The following is a 15,154-nucleotide window of genomic DNA, read 5'->3' as shown; positions in this document are numbered from 1 at the left end:
AAGGTCGACGGAGACAATGGGCGACAAAAACCAAAACTTGCAAGATACATTTCTGAACCACGTCCGTAAGGCAAAAACTCCGCTCACAGTTTTTCTCATCAACGGCGTCAAGCTGCAGGGAATTGTCACGTGGTTCGACAATTTTTGCTTGCTCCTAAGGCGTGATGGGCATTCGCAGCTTGTCTACAAGCATGCGATTTCCACGGTTATGCCCAATCAACCCGTGCAGCTGTTCGAACCTGAAGACGACAACGGATAGGCTGATTGCAACCCAAAGACCGCAACACGCTCGACCTGGAAGCCGGACCAGAAGCTGCGCTCGACATGTCTCGGGCGTTCATACTTTTGCCGGAGATGCGCGGGCGTGAAGACGAGGCGACCCAGCAACGGCCACCGGAAGCGCGACGGGCGGAAGCGATCGGCCTTGCCGAAGCGATCAAGCTCGACGTTGCGGAGGCCCTTGCCGTCCCTCTGCGAAAGGCGACGCCGGCGACACTTTTCGGCCCGGGCAAGGTCGAGGAATTGTCCGTTCTCGTACGGACGCTGGCGACGGGCCTCGTCATCATCGATCATCCGATCACACCCATCCAGCAGCGCAATCTGGAGCGGGCGTGGAACGTCAAGATCCTCGACAGAACCGGCCTCATTCTCGAAATCTTCGGTGAGCGCGCCCACACCAAGGAAGGCACGCTGCAGGTGGAATTGGCCCACCTCAATTACCAGAAGAGCCGGCTCGTTCGTTCATGGACGCACCTTGAGCGTCAGCGCGGCGGTTTTGGCTTCCTCGGCGGACCCGGAGAGACGCAGATCGAGGCCGACCGACGCCAGATCCAGGACCGCATTCGACGTATCGAGAAACAGCTGGAGAGCGTCCGCAATACGCGCAGCGTTCACCGTGCCAAGCGCCAGCGGGTGCCTTATCCGGTCGCAGCGCTTGTCGGCTACACCAATGCCGGAAAGTCGACGCTCTTCAATCATCTGACCGGGGCTGAGGTCCACGCCGAGGATCAGCTTTTTGCCACGCTCGATCCGACGATGCGACGGGTCGGCCTGCCACATGGCGAAACGCTGATCATCTCCGACACGGTCGGCTTCATCTCGCATCTGCCGACCTCGCTCGTGGAGGCATTCCGCGCAACGCTCGAAGAAGTTCTCGACGCCGACCTCATCGTTCATGTGCGCGATATCGCATCGCCGGATGCTCAGGCGGAGGCGGAAGACGTCAACGAGGTGCTGTCCGAGCTTGGGATCGAAGCGGGGTCCGACCCGCGTCTCGTGGAGGTCTGGAACAAGATCGATCTTCTCGACGCCGATGTCGCAGATGCGCTCAGACGCAAGGCGGCCGGAGCGACGGACAAGGTCGTTGTTTCAGCGCTGACGGGCGAGGGCTTGTCCGATCTCCTCCATGTGCTGGAAGAGCGCCTGTTCAAGGAACGCGCCGTCGTTGAGGTGGTTTTCCAGGCCGCCCGGTCGGGCGAAGCCGCCTGGCTCTATGACAACGGCGAGGTTCTTTCACGTTCCGACGACCCCAAGACAGGCGAAACGCGCCTCGTTGTGCGTCTGCCGAGCGGACGTCTTCAGAAGCTGCAGGAACGTGCGCGAGGCGACGGCGTAACGCTCAACGTGCCGAAGGAAGCACAGACCGCTTAATCGGATCCGGGCGAACCTTCGCGCGATTTCGCGACCTGCCACAGCGCTTCCATCTCATCGAGCGCGGCGTCTTTCATGGATCGGCCGTCCTTCGACAGCCCGTGTTCGACAGCTTCGAAACGGCAGCGGAATTTTTCGTTCGTGCGCCGCAACGCGGCGTCGGGGTCGATCCCGCTCTTGCGAGCGACGTTAACCATAGCGAACAAGGCGTCGCCGATTTCGCCGGTCAGCCGCTCGCGATCGTCAGCGGCGATTTCCGCCTCGACCTCGGCGATCTCTTCCTTGAGCTTGTCGAGAGCCCCGGAGATGTCAGGCCAGTCAAAACCGACTTTCGCGGCTTTCTCCTGCATCTTGAGCGCCTGGAGAAGACCGGGAAAGCTGCGCGGCACATCCGCCAAGAGCCCGGGATCGGCAGGAAGACCCTGGCGCAGCCGCTTTTCCCGTCGTTTGGCTTTTTCCTCAGCCTTGATCTCGTCCCAGCGGACTTTCACCGCAGCCGGATCGGCCGCCGTGCCATCGCCGAAGACATGCGGGTGGCGTCGCACCATCTTTTCCACGATGGCATCGGCAACGTCGTCGAAGGCGAAGACACCGGCTTCCTCGGCCATGCGAGCGTGAAAAACGACCTGCAGGAGCAGATCGCCGAGCTCCTCGCGCAGATCTTCGAGATCGGCACGCTCGATCGCATCGGCAACTTCATAGGCTTCCTCGATCGTGTAGGGCGCGATGGAGGAGAAATCCTGCTTCACGTCCCACGGGCAGCCGCGTTCCGGATCACGCAGGTCGGCCATAACGGAGATGAGACGATCGATGGGGCGATGTTCTGACATGAGAACGCCTTAGCGCTCGCCAGGCTGCGCGCCAAGGGGAAGAGCAGACTCAACGCACCTCAGCGCAACAACTTGATTCGCATAAGATGCATTATGGAACCTAGGCGATGCGCTGAATCAGCCTGCAAGCGCTTCCAGAACAGCCGAAGAAACAATCCGAGCGTTCTCCCTCAGCCGAGATAGATCCGGCTCGACGGATAACGGATGCGTGGCGGCACCTTCGTCGCGAGAAAGAAGCCCAGGGTGAGAGGCCCGACCCGTCCGATAAACATGACGAGGATGATGACGAACCGCCCAAGTGTGTCGAGCTCGGCCGTAGCACCCCGCGACAAGCCGACCGTCCCGAAGGCAGACGTCACCTCGAATGCGAGATCGAGGAAGTCGCCGTCGTGCGACAGCGAGATCGTGAAGATCGCGCCCATCACCACCATGACGCTCACGATGCTGAGCGCCAACACCTTCATGACCTCCTCACGCCCGAGACTGCGTCCGAAGGCATGCAGATTCGGCCGCTGCCGGAAAAACGCGACCGTGGCGAGCAGCAGCACGACGAAGGTCGTGACTTTGATTCCGCCCGCCGTCGACGTGCTGCCGCCGCCGATGAACATCAAGGACATGAACATCAGCGCCGTCGCGTCGTGGATACCCGACATGTCGATCGTGTTGAATCCGGCGGTGCGCGTCGTCAGTCCCTGAAACCAGCTCGCTGTTAGCTTCTCGATGATCGAATGATACTGGCCGAGCGTCGCAGGATTGTTCCATTCGAGCGCGGCAAAGCCCACAACCGACCAGACGATCAGCGCGAGTGTGACGACAAGCATCAGTTTCGTATGCAGCGTGAAGCGCCGCCACTGGCGCTTCTGCATGATGTCGGAGGTGACGATGAAACCGATCCCGCCGATCACGAAGAGCGCCGGAACGACGAGGTTGATGATCGGATCGAAGACGTAGCCGCTCAGGTTGTCGGCAAAGAGGGAGAACCCAGCATTGTTGAAGGCGGAGATCGAATGGAAGATCGCCTGCCACAAACCCTCCCACGCCCCGAAATCGGGCACGAAGACGAATGCCAGAAGGACGATGCCGACGACCTCGCAGACGACCACCACGCGCAGGATTTGGCGCACCAGGCGCAAAAGATCCGCAAAAGACGTCTGGTTGAGCTCTTCGCGTAAGAAGACGCGCTGCGAGACACCGACGGGCAGCCCGAGCATAGTCAGGACGAGGACGGCGAAGGTCATGAGACCAAGTCCGCCGAGCTGGATCAGGACGAGAACGACGAGCTGACCGAAAAAGGTAAAATGGCTGCCTGTGTCGACCACGGAAAGACCTGTCACGGTGACAGCCGAGGTCGCGGTGAAGAGTGCCTCAGACCAGGTTGCAGGCACACCCCTCGCCGCCCATGGAAGCTTCAGAGCGAGCGCGCCGACGATCACAAGGCCCGCATAGAGAAGGGAAAGGACCGCTGGCGGCGGAAGATCGATCGTGCGACGCCAGAAGCGTGGCGAAAGCGGAAAGGCCATCACGCTGATCGAAGGCTGTCGCCGAGTGACCTGAGGTTTTCTCGCCGTCCGAGAAGAAGCAGCTTGTCATCGGTCTCAAGGAGCGTGTCGGCGCCGTTGCAGGGAATATAATCGCTCTCGCGCATCAAACCGAGGCACCGAACCTCGAACTTCTCACCAAGCTTCAGCTCGCCGATGGACGTCTGATCGAGCTCCTCCGGCACGCGCAGATCGATGATGTGGAAGCCGTTCCCGAGGCTCACATAATCACGCACCAGCGGATTGTAGAGCATCTGGGCGATATGCTGACCGACCTCGCGTTCGGCCTGAATGACCCGGTCGACGCCAAGTTTCGCCAGGATGCGATGATGCGTCCGGCTCGTTGCCTTGACCCAGACGGTCGGCACGCCAAGCAATTTCACATTCATCGTGCACAGGACGTTCGCCTCGAGGTCCTCTCCGATCGCCACGACGGCGACGTCACAGGCTCCCACGCCGGCCTCGCGCAGAGCATCCTCGTCGCTGCCGTCGGCGATGATCGCTTCGGCAATATCGTCTGCAAGACGCGCGACGTTGCGCTCATCGATATCGATACCGAGAACGTGGTTGCCGAAGCGGGCGAGTTCTGATGCGACGGTGCTGCCGAATGTGCCGAGGCCGATGACGGCAAAACTCCTGTCTTTACGCCTGCTCATAACAGCCTTCTATGTGTGTTGTTTGCCGGAACTTATCCCAGCGGCGAGTTCAATCCAGCCTTTGCCGGGCGCCGCCGAGGTACGCTCGCCCGCACGAAACACGGCGCGAGTTTCAGCTCGCAGGGCGCGACGAGAGTTCGACCCAGGGCAATTCTACGACCAATCCGTCAAAGGCAGGCTCGACGCCTTCGGGCAGCCTTTCGCGCAAGGCGTTGTAGTCGAGGTCGACATGCATGTGTGTCAGCAGCGCGCGTCGTGGGCGCAGCGTCTCAATGCAATGGAGCGCCTCTTCGACGGAGAAATGCGACGGATGCGGCTTGTAGCGCAGCGCATCCACGATCCACAGCTCGGCGCCATCGATGGCGGCCATGGCTTCAGGCGTCAGCCGATTCACATCGGGTGAGTACGCGAAATTCCCGATGCGATAGCCGAGCGAGGGAATCGAACCGTGCTGCTGACGGAAAGGCAGCGCATGGATCGGTCCGCCCGCACCGTCGATCGTGACAGGCGTTCCGGGCTCGATCAGATGCGGATTGACGATCGGCGGATAGTCGCTCCCCTCGGGTGTCTTCAGGCAATAGCCGAAGCCTTCCTCCAGACGGTCCATCGTCGGCCGATCGGCGTAGATGTCGACGCGCGCTTTCATCATCATCACGAAACCACGCAGATCATCGATCCCGTGGATGTGGTCGGCGTGCGGATGCGTGTAGAGCACGCCGTCGATCCGCTTGAGGTCGGCCGAGAGCGCCTGTTCGCGGAGATCCGGGGACGTGTCGATTAAGACCTGCGTTTTCTCTCCCGACGCGGTGACGCGCTCGACCAGAACCGAACAGCGGCGCCTGCGATTCTTCGGCTCGCTCGGATCACACGCGCCCCAATCGCCGCCAATGCGCGGAACGCCCGGCGACGAGCCACAGCCCAGAATGGTGATGCGCAGAACGTCCGTCACTGTCAGGGCCGCGGAACTTTGCCGAAAAGACGGAAGAAGTTGTCGCTCGTGAGCTCACCGATTTCCTCGACCGAAACCCCACGACATTCCGCCAGCACCGAGGCTGTGTGGGCGACGAAGGACGGCTCGTTGCGTTTGCCGCGATAAGGCATCGGCGCGAGATACGGAGAATCGGTTTCGACAAGCAGACGGTCGGCAGGCAAATCGCACGCGATTTCGCGAAGTTCCGTCGACTTCTTGAAAGTCAGAATACCCGAGAAAGAGACATAAAGACCGAGCTCGATGCCCGTTTCGGCGAGAGCCCGCCCCGATGAAAAGCAATGGAGGAGGGCCGGGAAAGCCCCCTTCCCCATCTCGTCCTTCAAAATCGCCGCCATATCGTCGTCGGCATCCCGCGAATGGATGATGAGCGGCAGACCGGTTTCACGCGCAGCACCGATGTGTCGGCGAAGGCCCGCGGCCTGGCCCTCGCGCGAGGCGTTGTCGTAGAAATAGTCGAGCCCGGCTTCGCCGATGCCGACGACTTTGGGATGCTCCGCCAGGGCGACGAGATCCTCGGTCGTCACGTCCGGCTCTTCGTCGGCGTTGTGCGGATGCGTGCCGACCGAGCAATAGATGTCGTCGTAGGTTTCGGCGATCCCGCGGATCTTGTCGAACTCAGAGACCCGCGTCGAGATCGTCACCATACGGACGATGCCGGCCGCCCGCGCCCGTTCCACGACCGCGTCGCGTTCCGGCTCGAAATCGGGAAAATCCAAATGGCAGTGGCTGTCGACAAGCATCAGACAGCTCCCGCCGGAGCCTCGCTCTCGACATAGCGCGGGAAGACCCCCGAGGGCGGAGGCAGCGCCGTTCCCGGAACGAGACGCCCCGATTTGCCGAGGAATTCGAACGTGCGGTTTTCTTCCGCCACGCCCAGAAGGTCGAGCAGCTTGCCGGCTGAACCCGGCATGACCGGCTGGATCAGGATTCCGACCTGACGGACCACTTCCGCGGTCACGTAGAGAACGGTTGCCATGCGTGCGGGATCGCTCTTGCGCAGCGCCCACGGCTCCTGGCCGGCAAAATAACGGTTTGCATCGCCGACCACCTGCCAGATGGCGGTGAGAGCCTGATGGATCGCCTGCTCGTTCATGGCCTCGCGACAGCGCTCCAGGAGCGCGTCGGCGGCCTGCAGCATCTCGTTGTCGGCGTCCGAAAAAGTGCCGGGCTCAGGCACGCTGGCGCCGCAATGCTTGCCGACCATCGAAAGCGAGCGCTGGGCGAGATTGCCAAGATCGTTGGCGAGATCGGCGTTGATGCGACCCGCGATCGCGTCATGGCTGTAGGAGCCGTCCTGACCGAAGGAGACTTCGCGCAGGAAGAAATAGCGGACGGCATCGAGGCCGTAATGCTCGACGATGGCGAAGGGATCGACGACGTTGCCGACCGACTTCGACATCTTCTCTCCCTTGTTGAACAGGAAGCCATGCGCAAAGACGCGCTTGGGAAGCGGCACGCCGGCCGACATCAGAAAGGCCGGCCAGTAGACGGCGTGAAAACGCACGATATCCTTGCCGATCAGATGAATGTTGGCCGGCCAGTAGCGCCAGCGCGGAGCCTCTTCGTCCGGGAAACCGGCGGCGGTGATGTAATTCGTCAGGGCGTCCACCCAGACATACATCACATGGCGCGGATCGCCCGGCACCTTCACGCCCCAATCGAAGGTCGTGCGGGAAATGGAAAGATCCTTCAAGCCCGACTTCACGAAGCTGATGACTTCGTTGCGCCGCTCCTGCGGACCGATGAAATCCGGATGCGCTTCGTAATGAGCGAGAAGCTTCTCCTGATAGGCGGAGAGACGGAAGAAGTAGCTTTCCTCCTCCACCCATTCGACGGGTGAGCCGAGCGGCTCGCGCCGAACCGCGTCCTCACCGACGGTGGTTTCCTTTTCGTCGAAGAAGGCTTCCTGCCGGACGGAGTACCAGCCCGAATATTTGTCGAGATAAATGTCTCCCGCCGCCTTCATCCGCTCCCAGATCGCCTCGCAGGAGCGGTGATGCCGCTCCTCGGTGGTGCGGATGAAATCGTCGTGCGACGTGTTGAGAACTTCCATCATGTCGCGGAAGCGCTGCGAATTTCGGTCGGCGAGCTCGGCGGGGGTAATCCCCTCCTTCGCTGCCGTCTGCTGCATCTTCAGCCCGTGCTCGTCGGTGCCGGTCAGGAAGAAGACATCCTTGCCGTCGAGGCGCTGAAAGCGCGCCAGCGTGTCGGTCGCGAGCGCCGTATAGGCGTGGCCGATATGCGGCACACCGTTCGGGTAGAAGATAGGCGTGGTGATGTAAAAGGTCGGCTTACCGGTCATGGGTGGTGCCCGCGGTCACATGAAAATAGGGCGGTGGGGATGGCGCACGGCGTCGGCGACCGCCTCGAAGACGTTGAGCACGTACTGCCTGCGGTCGAGATTGAAGGTTTCCACCTCCGCCGAGCGTCGGTGGATCTTTTCCCATAGCTCCGCCCACCTGGCAAGCGGGAGCTCAGGCGGCGAAACGCCCTTTTCGGGCTCCGGCAATGCGCGGATGCGTCGGTCGAGATAGCCACCGACGAGATCGAAGAATTCCGCCCATGCTGCGCCGCGGGCCGCAGCTGCCTGATTGGCGACGGCGGACAGAACCGCATGATCGTCACTCGCGAACGCACGGTTGATGGCCCGGTAGAGGCTCAATCCATCGCCGCGTGCCAGTTCGATCGCCCGCCGCGCACTTCCCGACGCGAGCGACAAGATTGTTTGAAGATCCTGCTCCGGCGGCTGTGGCACTTCGAGCGCTTCAAACACATGAGCGATCGCCTCGGGGCTCAGAAGACCGAAATGGAAGCTGCGGCAGCGGGAGCGAATCGTCGGCAAAAGCTGGCCTGGCCGCGCCGTCACCAGCACGAAGATCGTTCGCGCAGGCGGTTCTTCGAGCGCCTTGAGGAGAGCATTCGCGGCGCTTCGGTTCATTTCCTCGGCACCGTCCACGATGACGATGCGCCACAGGCCTTCACCCGCCGTGGTGCCGACGAAAGGTACGATCCGCCTTATCGTTTCGACCGAAATGACGGTGCGAAAGGTCTTGCGCTTCTCATCCCAGGGGCGCTGCAGATGGAGGACGTTGGGATGCGCCCCCTCCCCGACCCGCCTCTGGATCGGATGGTCTGGAGCAATCCCGAGCGAGGCGGCCTTCTGGACGCTGTTCGCGGAAGGATCGGGCTCGGCCAAGAGAAACTTCGCAAGTCGGAACGCGAGCGTTGCCTTGCCAACGCCGACCGGTCCGGACAGAAGCAGCCCGTGCGGCAGGCGGTTGCCCCGATAGGCCGTCAGAATCTGTTCCTCTGCGTGCTCCTGTCCGAAGAGATGCGGATTCTCCTGCGGCAGCGGCACGCCTTCGAGCGCGCTGAGGCTCGGCACCTCCTCGGCTGGCTTGCGCGCCATGTCAGCTGGCTCCGGCGGGACGGGGGAGACGCGCGGCGACCGTCGCCTCAATCTGAGCTGCGATCGCATCCATGCTCAGCCCGGCGTCGATGACGACACAACGTTGAGGTTCGGCCTTGGCGATATCGAGAAATGCCTGCCGTCGCGCTTCGTGAAGTCCGAGTTCATCACCCTCGAACCGGTCGGCCGCACTGCGACCGGCGGCACGCGCCAGGCCCACGGACGGATCGATGTCGAGAATGAGCGTCAGATCGGGATGGGTGCCGCAGAGCGCCGTCTCTTCCAGCCGCAGGATCGTGTCCTGCGTCACACCAGCAACGCCCTGATAGGCGCGGGTGGAATCGGCGAACCGGTCACAGATGACGACTTGGCCGTGCTCGAGCGCCGGACGAATGAGATGCAAGACATGCTCACGCCGCGCGACGGCGAAAAACAGCGCCTCCGCTTCGCTGCCGAACGGCCGGATAAGCCCGGAAAGCAGCATCTCGCGAATTGCCTCGCCATGCGCTGTCCCTCCCGGTTCCCGGGTCAGAACGACATCCCAGCCCTTGCGGCGCAGGAAGGCGTTGAGACGGCGTGCCTGGGTGGACTTGCCTGAGCCTTCACCGCCTTCCAGCGTGATGAAGAAGCCTTGCTGCGGATCTACAGCCATCCGAGAAGAAGCTCGCCAAGAGCATCGAAGGCACGCTGATGCAGCGCGCCGCGACCGACCGCCTCCGCCGTATAAAGCGGGGTCTCCTGGATCAGGCGATCACCCTGCCAGACCTTCAGGCTGCCGACGCGCATATCGGCCTGGACAGGCGCTTCGAGCGGACCTTGATAGACGACGCGCGCCTTCAAAGGCTCATCTGAGGCGCGTGCGACCAGGATCCGCACAGGGCCTTTGGCCTTGAGCTCGACATGGCCCCTATCGCCGCCGAAGACGCTCGCTTCGGCGACCGTCTCGCCGGCCTGAAACGCCGTCACCTGGCGGAATGAGCGGAAGCCCCATTCCAGCAGCTTTCGCGCTTCGCTCGCGCGCTCGCGAGAGGTCTTCAGCCCGTTGACGACGACGATGAGACGTTGGGTATTGGCGACGGCCGACCCGACGAGTCCATAGCCCGATTCCTGTGTATGCCCGGTCTTGAGCCCGTCGGCTCCAATCCCTTCGCGCAGAAGCGGGTTGCGGTTGCGCTGGGTGATGTTGTTCCAGGTGAATTCCGGCTCGGCGAAAATTTTGTAGAGCTCGGGATATTCCGCGATGATCTGGCGGGCGAGGATCGCTAGATCGCGCGCCGTCACCCGCATCTCCGGGTCCGGCAGTCCGGTCGCATCACGGAACGTCGAGTTCTTCATGCCGATCTCTAGCGCCCGCTTGTTCAGGAGGTCCGAAAAAGCGATCTCCGAGCCGGCGATGCCTTCCGCGACCGCCATGGCCGCATCGTTGCCCGACTGAATGATGATGCCACGCAAAAGATCTTCCAGGCGCACCCGCGAGCCGAGCTTCGCGAACATCGTCGACCCACCGGAGGATGCGCCGCCTTTGCGCCAGGCATGCTCGGAGATGACGAATTCATCATCGAGCGAGAGACGGCCCGCCTTGATCTCGTGGAAGATGTACTCGACCGTCATCAGCTTCGCCATGGAAGCCGGCGCCATCGGCTCATCCGCGTTCTTATCGAGGAGAACCGTGCCGCTGTCGTAATCCATCAAGATGGCGAACGGCGCCTGGGTATCGAAGGTCTGGGCCGAGCCAAGCTGCGGCGTCAGCGCCAGCAGACTGCCCAGGAATAAGGCGAGCAGACGGATGCGGCGAACCTGAAAGGTGATGCTCTTCATACTCGCTTACGTCGTTTTAGCCCCTCCACGCCATAAAGCGCGCTTAAAGCGGGGAATCAACGGGTCGCAAGCCCGGAAGCGTCGGCTGTCCTGGTAAAACCCGCGGTCTCGGCGCCTGAGAGAACCTGGTCGAAAGCCGAAAAGGCCTCATCCACACGCTGATCGGCCGCCTCGGTCGGCCAGAACGAATTGCGCATTTCAGCCTCGGCCGGACGCGCCTGGGGCAGCTCGAAACTCGCCTCCTGAGGCAAGGACGTATCGGCTTCCGCCATCTTGGTGGCTGCGGTGAGAGCCGAATAGGGATCGAACGGCGTGCCGGCGGCGACATCTTTCATATCCACGGCAACGCCCACATCCGCTGTCTTGTCTTCGGCCGGGCTCGTTGTCGGCGCTTCGGCCGCGTAGGCCACCATGATATTCGCGGCCGCGTCGGCTGGATCAGGCCCGGACGGAACGTCCGGCCCCACGTAAGAGGCCAGAAGGAACTCCGAATCGTCCTCTTTCAGAGGCGCCGCATCGACATATTCCACTTTTACGTTCGCGGTGCCGATATGTTTGAAGCCGAGCATTTCAGCGGCGTGTTTCGAAACGTCGATCACACGGTCGGACGAGAATGGTCCGCGATCATTGACCCGCACGAGCAGCGAACGATCGTTGTCGAGATTGGTGACGCGGACATAGCTCGGCAGCGGCAAGGTCGGATGCGCCGCGGAGAGCGCGTTCATATCGAAGACTTCACCATTGGCCGTCATCCGGCCGTTGAAGGCGTCACCGTACCAGGATGCCTTGCCGACGCGCTCATACTCTTCGTCGTGCTTGGGCTTATAGAGGCGCCCAGCGACTTCGTAGACTTTTCCGAGATGACGTCGGGCATTGGCCCGCAGCGAATTGTCGGTTGATTCGCCATCGGTCTCGCTGCCTTGAACCTGCGCCGTCTTGGTGGCGCTGTCGGCGAGACCTGCCCCGTCCTGGGTGGAGGACACACATCCTGCAAGGACGGCGCAGGATGCTGCGAAGGCAAAATGGATGACGAAATGCGGCCGGCGGGTTTTTGCCTGCACCCTGTTCTTCCCCGATATTCCGAAGCCCGGCACAACTCACCGGCACGTTCGAACGCCTCGTTCCTCCGCCTGCGGCCTTATACGCGACCGTCTCGGCGAAGCACTTAACCCCTTACCTCGGGGACCTCCTGGCGAGCAATTGTGACGAAGCTGGGGCAGATCTTCGACGCCTAATCTGAGGCGTGCGACACCTTAGCGGATGTTCTTGCGAAAACTCCCCAAAATCTGCTGATCCGGGACGTGTCACCGCAATTGTGTATTTCGCGCGTTTTTCCGAGATTGTGGCTTCGGCGCCACACGCTTTCGCCATCTTTGCCGCAGCCTATGACCGCCCTTCAGGGGCTGGCATTTTTCGTAAGGTTCTGCCATGTCTCGCACCGTGGATGGGTGGCCGAGCGGTTGAAGGCACCGGTCTTGAAAACCGGCGTGCGCGAGAGCGTACCGTGGGTTCGAATCCCACCCCATCCGCCATCGACTCGAAAATGTCCGGCAAAAGGCGGCGCCCGCTCCCCTCGCGGCTGGCGCGTACGAGGTTAGTCCCCGCACCCGGTTTTCGCCATCAAACGCAGGGCGGTCCTCAGTAAGACTATGCCGCCGGCAGGCTGTGCTCGCTGTCGGCCACAGCATCTTTGCCAACAGGTCTCGTCGCCTGCGGCCTATCTCCCGACCTGGCCCATTTCGGGCGGAGATGTTTTGGACGCCAGATGCCGAGGATGACGTTCGCGACCGACAACGCCATGATCACGATGAGTGCGCCCCATTCATGCCCGATCGCCTGCTGCAGAACATCGGCCGCAGGTTCACCGTTCGCGACCCGGCGTGAGACCGCAGCCACATAATCCGCCTTGCCCCCCACGACGGTGAGCACGCCTTTGAACATCAGGATGCCCATGGCGAGCTTGAGCAAGGCCCAGCCTTTGTCCTGGTAAGGCCGATGGACCGCCATTGAGAGAAGGCCGGACACGATGGCGACACCCATCGAGGGAATGAGGACATAATCGGCGATGGCTGCGATTGCCTGGCGCATGTCGGCGTAATTGGCCGGCGTTTCCTGGGGCGCAAAGATGAGAAGGATCATGTAGCAGGCGATCCCGCCGATCAGACCGCAAGAAGCCAGGGTGTGCAGGACTTTGAGGAATTTGCGCATGGGCGAATTCTACATGGCCCGCGTCCGCGATGGCAACCACAGGTCGTCGCCCCGACACGCGAGGACGCGAAGGTCTCCAAACGAAAAGGCCGGCCGCAGAACCTGCAGCCGGCCTTCCGCTTGGAAAACCCCAGAGCGCCGCTGGCGCTCAGCTTTGCCCGTTCTTGAAGTAGGCCCTGCTGATGGCGAAGACCGTGCCGCTGAGCGCGATCAGAGCGACGAGGTTCGGGATTGCCATCAACGCATTCATGATATCGGCCACCGTCCAGATGAGACCGAGGTCGGCGACCGCTCCGACGATGAGCGCAGCTACCCAGAGAAGACGGAACGGCAGAATGATCTTCGATCCGAAGATGAACTCTGCGGCCCTTTCGCCATAGTAGCTCCAGCCGAGAATGGTGGTGAACGCGAAGACCACGAGCCCGAAGGTGACGATCCAGCTGCCGCCGGGCATTCCCGTGTCGAAAGCAAGCGCAGAGAGTTCAGCGCCTGTCTCGCCGCTCGTCCATGCACCCGTCGTGATGATGACGAGAGCCGTCATGGTGCAGACCACGATCGTGTCGATGAATGTGCCGAGCATCGCGATACTGCCCTGCCGAACCGGGTCGCTCGTTTTCGCCGCGGCATGCGCGATCGGCGCGCTACCAAGACCGGCCTCGTTGGAGAAGACGCCACGCGCAACGCCGAAACGGATCGCTGCGAGCACCCCTGCCCCGGCAAAACCGCCCGCGGCTGCCGTCCCGCTGAACGCATCGGAGAAGATAGTTGCAAGAGCCGCCGGCACATCGGCGATGTTGAGTGCCAGAATGACGAGCGCGCCGCCGACATAAAGGACCGCCATCAGTGGCACGAGATGCTCCGCCACGCTGCCGATACGCTTCACGCCGCCAATGATGACGAGGAACGTCAGAACGGCAAGGACGAGACCTGTCGCGAGGTATGGCACGCCGATGGTGCTCTCCAGCGCGCGCGCGACGGAATTCGACTGCACCGTATTGCCGATACCGAAGGCGGCAATCGTCGCAAAAAACGCGAAGAGCCAGCCGAGCCAGGCGAAGCGCGGCCCAAGCCCGTTGCGGATGTAGTACATCGGTCCGCCGACATAGCGGCCATTCTCGTCGCTCTCGCGATAGCGGACGGCCAGCACCGCCTCGGCATATTTGGTCGCCATGCCGACGAGGGCCGTCAGCCACATCCAGAAGACAGCGCCCGGACCGCCGAGGAAGATGGCGGTCGCAACACCTGCGATATTCCCTGTACCGATTGTGGCGGAGAGAGCCGTTGTCAGCGCCTGAAACGGCGTGATCTCGCCTTCGTCACCATGTTGAGCCTTGCGCCCGCCAAGCGCGAGCCGGAAGCCGTAACCGAGCTTTCTTTGCGGCAGAAAGCCGAGGCCAAGCGTGAGGTAAAGGCCCGTTCCCAAAAGCAGGACGAGCATGACCGGGCCCCAGACAAAAGAGCTCACACTCGCCAAAAAAGACGACAAATCTTCCATTGTGTATGTTTATCCCGCTGACTTGCAGATCTCTCCTCAACCATCCTGCGAGGCCCGAAACGTCAGACAGCTTTCGTTCGGACAGTTGCTCTTTGAGCTCGCAAAGGATGATCTCCCAGCGTCGGTATAGGTCAGGGCTGCAGGGTGGGGGCAAGCCTTCCGGCGAAATTGTCGCAGGCAAGGTTACAGGCAGACGAGGACATGCTCTTTCTGTCGCCGCTCAGTCATGGAGTGCTCCGCTCATGGAAGAACCGGTTTGGATGAGCCCTCTTCACATTATTTGCTCCCTTATCAAATAGTCAAACGCGTTGCGGGCCCGTGGGTTGACCTCAGGGAATGAACGCCGCTTATGGTAACCTTTAGGTATTTCGTCCTGTGGGAGGCGCAGAAGATGCGGGCAGACGGCGGCCCATCGGCGCAGCAGCCGACGCTTTCGGATATCACGATCACGTCTGAACTATGGCGGCGCAGCGAGCCCGGGGCGAGTAACCTCGACGAGACCACGGCGATGCGCCGGATTGCCGATATCGTGGGAGCGGCTCCCGAAGAGGTGTTTCGA

General features: G+C 61.8%; 14 protein-coding genes and 1 tRNA gene. 3 read left to right on the top strand and 12 right to left on the bottom strand.

Annotation, left to right across the window (positions count from 1 at the left end; genetic code table 11):
- Window positions 1-16: 16 nt before the first annotated feature.
- Together hfq and hflX are read left to right on the top strand one after the other, a co-directional pair.
- Window positions 17-259 carry an RNA chaperone Hfq gene (hfq, locus tag NYQ83_RS01095; protein WP_092812272.1) on the top strand — a complete coding sequence of 81 codons (243 nt, stop codon included), beginning with the start codon at window positions 17-19 and terminating at the stop codon, window positions 257-259.
- Between the two features lie 65 nt (window positions 260-324).
- Window positions 325-1,650 carry a GTPase HflX gene (gene hflX, locus NYQ83_RS01090; RefSeq protein ID WP_409976968.1) on the top strand — a complete coding sequence of 442 codons (1,326 nt, stop codon included), beginning with the start codon at window positions 325-327 and terminating at the stop codon, window positions 1,648-1,650.
- Here hflX and mazG read toward each other — a convergent pair.
- The 10 genes from mazG to NYQ83_RS17750 all read right to left on the bottom strand — a co-directional run bounded on the left by mazG (window position 1,647) and on the right by NYQ83_RS17750 (window position 11,953).
- A complete protein-coding gene (gene mazG, locus NYQ83_RS01085) occupies window positions 1,647-2,480 on the bottom strand; it encodes a nucleoside triphosphate pyrophosphohydrolase (RefSeq protein WP_261211547.1) in 834 nt (277 codons plus the stop codon). The two genes, hflX and mazG, sit on opposite strands and share 4 nt — an antisense overlap.
- 170 nt (window positions 2,481-2,650) lie before the next feature.
- Window positions 2,651-4,000, bottom strand: a complete 1,350-nt coding sequence (locus NYQ83_RS01080; RefSeq protein WP_261211543.1) for a TrkH family potassium uptake protein — start codon at window positions 3,998-4,000, stop codon at window positions 2,651-2,653.
- Complete coding sequence (locus NYQ83_RS01075; RefSeq protein ID WP_261211538.1) at window positions 4,000-4,674, bottom strand: potassium channel family protein; 675 nt, start codon at window positions 4,672-4,674, stop codon at window positions 4,000-4,002. Before NYQ83_RS01075 ends, NYQ83_RS01080 begins: the two co-directional genes overlap by 1 nt.
- A 112-nt stretch (window positions 4,675-4,786) precedes the next feature.
- The gene (locus tag NYQ83_RS01070) at window positions 4,787-5,623 is read right to left on the bottom strand and encodes an MBL fold metallo-hydrolase (protein ID WP_261211536.1); all 837 of its coding nucleotides are present in this window, start codon (window positions 5,621-5,623) and stop codon (window positions 4,787-4,789) included.
- A gap of 2 nt (window positions 5,624-5,625) precedes the next feature.
- Window positions 5,626-6,405 (bottom strand): TatD family hydrolase, encoded by a 780-nt coding sequence (locus tag NYQ83_RS01065; protein ID WP_261211533.1) that lies wholly within the window; start codon window positions 6,403-6,405, stop codon window positions 5,626-5,628.
- Window positions 6,405-7,967: a methionine--tRNA ligase gene (metG, locus tag NYQ83_RS01060; RefSeq protein ID WP_261211530.1), complete on the bottom strand. Its 1,563-nt coding sequence runs from the start codon at window positions 7,965-7,967 to the stop codon at window positions 6,405-6,407. Before metG ends, NYQ83_RS01065 begins: the two co-directional genes overlap by 1 nt.
- A gap of 15 nt (window positions 7,968-7,982) precedes the next feature.
- Window positions 7,983-9,074 (bottom strand): DNA polymerase III subunit delta', encoded by a 1,092-nt coding sequence (locus NYQ83_RS01055; RefSeq protein WP_261211522.1) that lies wholly within the window; start codon window positions 9,072-9,074, stop codon window positions 7,983-7,985.
- 1 nt (window position 9,075) lies between these two features.
- On the bottom strand, window positions 9,076-9,726 hold the full coding sequence (gene tmk / locus NYQ83_RS01050) for a dTMP kinase (protein WP_261211520.1): 651 nt from the start codon (window positions 9,724-9,726) through the stop codon (window positions 9,076-9,078).
- Window positions 9,717-10,892, bottom strand: a complete 1,176-nt coding sequence (locus tag NYQ83_RS01045; protein ID WP_261211515.1) for a D-alanyl-D-alanine carboxypeptidase family protein — start codon at window positions 10,890-10,892, stop codon at window positions 9,717-9,719. Before NYQ83_RS01045 ends, tmk begins: the two co-directional genes overlap by 10 nt.
- A gap of 56 nt (window positions 10,893-10,948) precedes the next feature.
- Entirely contained in the window at window positions 10,949-11,953 is a 1,005-nt protein-coding gene (locus NYQ83_RS17750; protein ID WP_314733273.1) for a septal ring lytic transglycosylase RlpA family protein, read from the bottom strand.
- A gap of 381 nt (window positions 11,954-12,334) precedes the next feature.
- Here NYQ83_RS17750 and NYQ83_RS01035 point away from each other — a divergent pair.
- A tRNA-Ser gene (locus NYQ83_RS01035) sits at window positions 12,335-12,424 on the top strand.
- A gap of 115 nt (window positions 12,425-12,539) precedes the next feature.
- On the opposite strand, the gene NYQ83_RS01030 is transcribed toward NYQ83_RS01035, so the two are convergent.
- Window positions 12,540-13,100 carry a DUF2269 family protein gene (locus NYQ83_RS01030; RefSeq protein WP_261211514.1) on the bottom strand — a complete coding sequence of 187 codons (561 nt, stop codon included), beginning with the start codon at window positions 13,098-13,100 and terminating at the stop codon, window positions 12,540-12,542.
- Between the two features lie 148 nt (window positions 13,101-13,248).
- Window positions 13,249-14,565, bottom strand: a complete 1,317-nt coding sequence (locus NYQ83_RS01025) for an alanine/glycine:cation symporter family protein (protein ID WP_314733272.1) — start codon at window positions 14,563-14,565, stop codon at window positions 13,249-13,251.
- Window positions 14,566-15,154: the final 589 nt, after the last annotated feature.

This window comes from Afifella sp. JA880 (assembly GCF_025379905.1).
GTDB classification, from domain to species: domain Bacteria; phylum Pseudomonadota; class Alphaproteobacteria; order Rhizobiales; family Afifellaceae; genus Afifella; species Afifella aestuarii.
The sequence above is the reverse complement of the archived record's forward strand: the minus strand, read 5'-3'. Positions and strand labels throughout refer to the sequence as shown.

What these genes read in the sequence shown, in the direction of transcription:
- hfq (WP_092812272.1), top strand. Translation starts at nt 17, where the DNA reads ATGGGCGACAAAAACCAAAACTTGCAAGATACATTTCTGAACCACGTC.
- hflX (WP_409976968.1), top strand. Translation starts at nt 325, where the DNA reads ATGTCTCGGGCGTTCATACTTTTGCCGGAGATGCGCGGGCGTGAAGAC.
- mazG (WP_261211547.1), bottom strand. Translation starts at nt 2,480, where the DNA reads ATGTCAGAACATCGCCCCATCGATCGTCTCATCTCCGTTATGGCCGAC.
- NYQ83_RS01080 (WP_261211543.1), bottom strand. Translation starts at nt 4,000, where the DNA reads ATGGCCTTTCCGCTTTCGCCACGCTTCTGGCGTCGCACGATCGATCTT.
- NYQ83_RS01075 (WP_261211538.1), bottom strand. Translation starts at nt 4,674, where the DNA reads ATGAGCAGGCGTAAAGACAGGAGTTTTGCCGTCATCGGCCTCGGCACA.
- NYQ83_RS01065 (WP_261211533.1), bottom strand. Translation starts at nt 6,405, where the DNA reads ATGCTTGTCGACAGCCACTGCCATTTGGATTTTCCCGATTTCGAGCCG.
- metG (WP_261211530.1), bottom strand. Translation starts at nt 7,967, where the DNA reads ATGACCGGTAAGCCGACCTTTTACATCACCACGCCTATCTTCTACCCG.
- NYQ83_RS01055 (WP_261211522.1), bottom strand. Translation starts at nt 9,074, where the DNA reads ATGGCGCGCAAGCCAGCCGAGGAGGTGCCGAGCCTCAGCGCGCTCGAA.
- tmk (WP_261211520.1), bottom strand. Translation starts at nt 9,726, where the DNA reads ATGGCTGTAGATCCGCAGCAAGGCTTCTTCATCACGCTGGAAGGCGGT.
- NYQ83_RS01045 (WP_261211515.1), bottom strand. Translation starts at nt 10,892, where the DNA reads ATGAAGAGCATCACCTTTCAGGTTCGCCGCATCCGTCTGCTCGCCTTA.
- NYQ83_RS01030 (WP_261211514.1), bottom strand. Translation starts at nt 13,100, where the DNA reads ATGCGCAAATTCCTCAAAGTCCTGCACACCCTGGCTTCTTGCGGTCTG.